Source organism: Streptomyces sp. NPDC004667, from assembly GCF_040609475.1.
Classification (GTDB): domain Bacteria; phylum Actinomycetota; class Actinomycetes; order Streptomycetales; family Streptomycetaceae; genus Streptomyces.
In genome coordinates this window covers 1-5,135 of record NZ_JBEXKC010000179.1, presented here as the reverse complement: position 1 = coordinate 5,135, position 5,135 = coordinate 1, and the positions used below count along the sequence as shown (strand labels likewise).

General features: G+C 74.4%; 3 protein-coding genes and 1 pseudogene. 1 reads left to right on the top strand and 3 read right to left on the bottom strand.

The genetic code is table 11. From position 1 onward, the window contains the following. Positions 1 to 114: 114 nt before the first annotated feature. Positions 115 to 1,065 carry an SDR family NAD(P)-dependent oxidoreductase gene (locus tag ABZW32_RS38620; protein WP_356225435.1) on the bottom strand — a complete coding sequence of 317 codons (951 nt, stop codon included), beginning with the start codon at positions 1,063 to 1,065 and terminating at the stop codon, positions 115 to 117. 345 nt (positions 1,066 to 1,410) lie between these two features. Here ABZW32_RS38620 and ABZW32_RS38615 point away from each other — a divergent pair, with 345 nt between their 5' ends. Continuing rightward, positions 1,411 to 2,502: a PP2C family protein-serine/threonine phosphatase gene (locus tag ABZW32_RS38615; protein WP_356225433.1), complete on the top strand. Its 1,092-nt coding sequence runs from the start codon at positions 1,411 to 1,413 to the stop codon at positions 2,500 to 2,502. 26 nt (positions 2,503 to 2,528) lie between these two features. Here ABZW32_RS38615 and ABZW32_RS38610 read toward each other — a convergent pair whose 3' ends face one another. Both ABZW32_RS38610 and ABZW32_RS38605 read right to left on the bottom strand, forming a co-directional pair. Then, positions 2,529 to 3,041 (bottom strand): DUF4232 domain-containing protein, encoded by a 513-nt coding sequence (locus ABZW32_RS38610; protein ID WP_356225431.1) that lies wholly within the window; start codon positions 3,039 to 3,041, stop codon positions 2,529 to 2,531. A 175-nt stretch (positions 3,042 to 3,216) separates the two neighbouring features. Beyond that, positions 3,217 to 5,135, bottom strand: a pseudogene (locus ABZW32_RS38605) (hypothetical protein); the annotation flags it as partial.

The following is a 5,135-nucleotide window of genomic DNA, read 5'->3' as shown; positions in this document are numbered from 1 at the left end:
GGGGAGGCGGGTCGGTCCCGGCGACCGATTCGACCGGAGGGCCGTTCGGGCAGTGTTCCGACGGACGGGACGCGGTGGGCGTGCCCGGCTACTGGCCGCCCCGGCCGGTATGACCTATCCCGGGCCGGCGCCGGGGTCGACGCCGGCCAGGTCACAGCTCGCGTCCCACAGCCGCGCCGCGACGGAGGCGTCGGCGAGGTGGTTCCACACCGGTTCCTCTCGGGGTTCGCCGCGCAGGCCGAAGACACGCGGTCCCCACAGCCCGCCTCCGCGTACCGCCGGGTCGAGCACCGCCCGGACCGCGGGCCACGCGCCGGCGTGCTTGCCCTGGACGAGGAGGGACGCGGGTGCCGCGCCCAGCCGCGCGCCGGCGGTGCGCACGTGGATCGGCGGCCGGGACGGGGTGAGGGAGTCCAGCGCGCCGCCGGGGTGCACCACCACGCTCGCCACCGTGGCGCCGGCAGCTTGCAGGCGGCGGTCGAGTTCGACACCGAAGTACATCTGCGCCAGCTTGGAACGTCCGTAGGAACGCTTGGGCCGGTAGTCCTTCCGGGACTGCAGGTCGTCCGGGTCCAGCCGCTCCGACTTCGCCGCGAAACTGCCCGTGGTCACGACACGGGCCGCCGGTGCGGCCGACAGCAGCGGCATCAGCCACCGGGTCAACGCGAAGTGCCCGAGGTGGTTCGTGCCGAACATGAGCTCGTGACCGTCCCCCGTCTCCCTGCGCGCGGGGCCGTCCAGCGCGACGCCGGCGTTGTGGACCACCGCGTCGAGGCGTTCCACCCCCAGCGATTCCACCGCTGATCGCAATGAGCCGAGGTCGGCGAGGTCCAGCGGAACGGCGCGCACCCGCGCGCCGGCGACACGTGCGCGTATCGACGCCAGGGCGGCCTCGGCCTTCGCGGGATTCCGGCTGCCGAGCACCACCGTGGCGCCGGTCTGCGACAGCTGTTCCGCGACGAAGTACCCGATGCCGGCGTTGCCGCCGGTGACCAGGAAGACGCTGCCGTCGGCACGCGGCAGGCGTCGGACGTTCCACGGCGGGGTGGAGGATGCGGACGACACGGCTACGGGATCTCCCTTGCTGGTGGCAACGGCTGCCGCTGCGTGCGGGCAACCCGACGCCCACGGTTCCGGCGGCCGCCGACACGTCCCCCATCGATCACCGACAGTCCCGCCGGACGGCCGACATCCCACCGACACGGTGCTGACGCGCCGTGGGTGCGCGTCCGCCGCCGGACACGTCACCCACCCGCACGGATTCGCTTGCATGTTCGAATTCAGATCCCGGTGGCGCCTCCTGCGGGGCCGCGCCACGCGGCACCGCGGGCCGGTGAGCCGGTCCGTAGGGGGCGTCCGGCTCCGTACGCCGGAGTGCTGCGCCCTCGTCGCGCGGATAGTCTGGGAAGCGTGATCGAGTCTGGACGGCCGGGGCTCCGTCGGCGCTACGGCCGGGGGTGGCTTGTGCGGCTGTCGCCGGTCATTCTGACCGTCGTGATCGCCAGCCTGGCCTACGCCACTCCCCCGGAGCTGGCCTTCAGCCGCCTCCTGCCGGCGGCGCCGGCGCTGGCCGCCGCCATGTGGCCGGTCCTCCCCACCGTTCTGCTCGGCACGGTCTGCCTCCTCCTCATGATCGGCCTGAGCCTCATCTTCCCCGACCTGGGAACGTGGTGGACCGCCGCGGGGATCATCGCGGTGACCGTGGCCGCTGCGTACGGAAGCCACCTCCGGCTCCAGCGCGAGCGCACCCTCTTCCAGGTGCGGCTCGTCGCCGACGCCGCGCAGCAGGTGGTGCTGAGCCCCCTGCCCAGCCGTCTCGGGAACATCGACATCGAGTCGCTGTACCTCGCGGCCGCGGCGGAGGCCCGCATCGGAGGGGACTTCTACGAGGTGGTCGACACGCCGTACGGGGTCAGGCTGCTCATCGGTGACGTGCGGGGCAAGGGACTGCCGGCGGTGGGGGCGGCCGCGGCGATCGTCAACGCCTTCCGGGAGGCCGCCTACGACGAGACCGACATGGTGAACGTCGCCCGCAGGATGGATGCCAGCAGCACCCGGTACAACTCCTCCTTTCCCCCCGAAGGTCCGATGGAGCGCTTCGCCACCGCCCTCCTCGTCCAGATCCCGCGCGAGGGCAGCCGTATCGGCATCCTCAACTGCGGACACCCCCCGCCCCTGGTCCTGCACCGCGGGGACGTCCGCACCCTCGAGTCCGCCAGCCCCTCGCCACTGCTCAGCCTCGCGGAACTGATCGGCGATCACTACAGCGTCGACACCTTCGACTTCGCCCCCGGCGACCTGCTGCTCCTCTATACCGACGGCATCGCCGAGACGCGCGCCCGCGACGGCGAGTTCTTCCCGCTGACGGCCTGGATGGGCCGACAGCCCCCGACGCCGCCCCGTGAACTGCTCGCGTCCCTCCACCGCGACCTCCTCAACTACAGCAGGGGCCGCCTCGACGACGACATCGCCGCCCTGGCCGTACGCCTGTACGAGCCCTGAGGGGTGACGGGGCTTCGGGGCCGGGGTCAGGCGCCGGGTCGGACCGGGCCGATGAGGGTACCGGCGGCCACCTGGAAGCGGCCTCCGGCGACGGAGGTACCCGGGATCTCGCCGCCGGGGGCCCTGAGCGTGAACGACGCCTCGTCCGCCGGGGTGCCGTGGCCGCCGGAGGGGACCTGGATGTCGAAGTGGACGGGTCGCCCCGGACCGAAGGTCACCGGCGCACTCTGGTCGCCGTACCGGCCGGCCGTGATGCCGAGCGGTGTGCCGTGGAGCGAGAAGGCCACGTCGGCCGGGGAACCGGCGAGGCGGCACGCCGCGTAGCCCTTCGGCGCGGTCAGCGTCACCCGGAAGTGGGCGTGCCCGGCGCTGCCCTGGTCCCGCGCGATCTTCGCGAGGTGGTTGGCAGGCCGGCAGGCCGACGGGGCGGCGACGGCGCCCGCAGTCGCCGCCCGCGCGGTGCCCGCGCTCGCGACGGCCGCCAGAGCGACGGCGAGGACAGCGGCGGCGGTGGAGGAGGAGGTGCGGATGGTGCGCATTGCGGGCTCTCCCTGGCTTTCGGACCGGTTCCGCGGGCCTTCCCCGAGGATCACGGGTCGAAGGGATCCCTGCCCGACGCCCCTTCGCCCCAATGTCCCGAAAAGCCGACAAAGCCACTCTTGCGTGGAAAGCGGCCGGGACCGCCCGGGCGGGAGCGCCCGGGCGGTCCCGCCCTCAGGACGCCCGGTTGCGGAAGTCCTGGCGCAGGGCGTCGAGGATTCGGGCCGCTTCGGCCAGGTCCGCCGCACGGCAGCGGTCGATGGCCGACGACAGGCGGATGATCGCGTCGTCGTACCGGCCTAGGCCGGTTCCCTCGATCAGGGCCGTGATCCGGACGGCCTCGGCGCGGGGGACCTCGCCGTCCGCGCCGCCCTCCTCGTACGCGGCCACGGCGGCCTCGCCCTCCGCGAGGGCCTCGGGGAAGCGTTCCACCTCGCTCAGCACCCGGGCGCGGCGGTAGTGCACGGCGCCGCTCTGGTACCAGGGGACGAAGCACTCGTCGTCCTGGGGCACCGCCGCGCGCACCGCGTCCGCCCGGGTCAGGTGCTCCAGTGCCTCGTCCAGGCCCTCCGCCTCGCGGGCGCGCACCGTCAGCCGTGCGAACTCGCACATCATCTGGACGACGAAGGAGGCGTTCGGGGCCTGCGCATGGGCGTCGACCGCACGCTGGTAGGCCGTGCGGGCCGCGTCCCGCCGGTCGGCCAGCAGCAGCGCCGTCGCCGCTTCGGCCGCCACCATGGTGTGGATCTCCCGGTCCTCCTGCCAGGTCGCGACGGCGTCGGCCACCCTCAGGAACTCCTCCGCCGCCGGCAGGTACTCCTCCAGCTCCCGCAGCCCCCGGGCCAGGGTCAGCCTCACGTGGGCGGTCAGGCGCCCGTCGTCCCCTGCGGCCCCGTCGTCGCGGACCTCCGGCAGGCCGGACAGGACCGACTCCAGGACGGCGACCGCGTCGGCCTGCCGGCCGCCCCGCGCCAGGACGTCGGCCAGCTGGAGGCGGATGTCGACGGCCTCCCGGGACGCACCCTGGCGGTCGTAGCGGTCGGCCGCCTCCGAGAAGTGGCGCACCGCACCGGTCACGTCCCGCATGTGGGACGCGGCGTGGGCGAGCAGGGCGTACGTCGGGGCCAGCGGGAAGTCCGTGTCGTCGTACCGTACGGCGTCGGCGACGGCCTGGTGCAGGAGTTCCGCGGCCTCCGCCGGCTCCTGCCGGGCCAGCAGGATCTGGGCGAGCCTGGCGCGTACGCGTGCGGCCCTCCAGGGGCGTTCGCCGGCGGTCAGCTCGGTCAGGGCCGCGCGCATCTCCGTCTCGGCCGTGGCGAGGTCCTCGCGGCGTGCGGCCAGGTCGGCCGTGAAGAGCCGTGCGGCGGCGACCTGGTGGGGGACGGACAGGCGCTCGGCCTCGGCGCGCAGCGTACCGCCGACCCCCTTCGCCCACTCCAGCACGGAATCGGACTCGGACTCCGGCTCCGGGTCCTCGTCCTCCTCCAGCGTCGCCTGGTGGGCGGCCAGGGCGCACGCGTGCAGGGTGACGAGGTACTCCTGTACGCGCTGTGCGGCGGTGTCGGCCCCGGACCCGGCCGCCTCCTCCTCCGGGGCCCCTTCCGTGAGGGGCGCCGTGACCTTGAGGTCCTCGGCCAGCCGCAGGGTCTTGTCGACGGTGGCCCGGATCTCGGCGGCGTCGGGGCGGCGGACCGCCGGGTCCGCGGCCCCGGCGGAGGTCTCGCGCGGCGCCCCGTCCCGCCCGATGGTCAGCCGTGCGAAGGCGTGGGCCCGCAGGGACAGGGCGTGCCAGGGCTTGCCGAGCGCGTCGTACAGCTCGCCCGACCGTTCGAGCTCGGCCGCGGACTCGTCCTCGTGGTCCTCCTGTGAGAGTTCGTAGGCACGGTGCTCGGCCAGTTCCGCCAGCAGCAGGTCCTGCGGGCCGAGCCGGTCGTCGTGCGTGGCACTGCCGTCGTCGAGGTGCTCGGCGACACGGCGCCACAGGCGGGTGCCCCCGGGGTGCCCCACCACCGTCAGGCGGCGTGCCTCGCGCACCAGCCCGTAGAAGTCCTCCGGGACGGGCGGCGCGCCGGCCGCGGTGGCGGTCGTCGTGC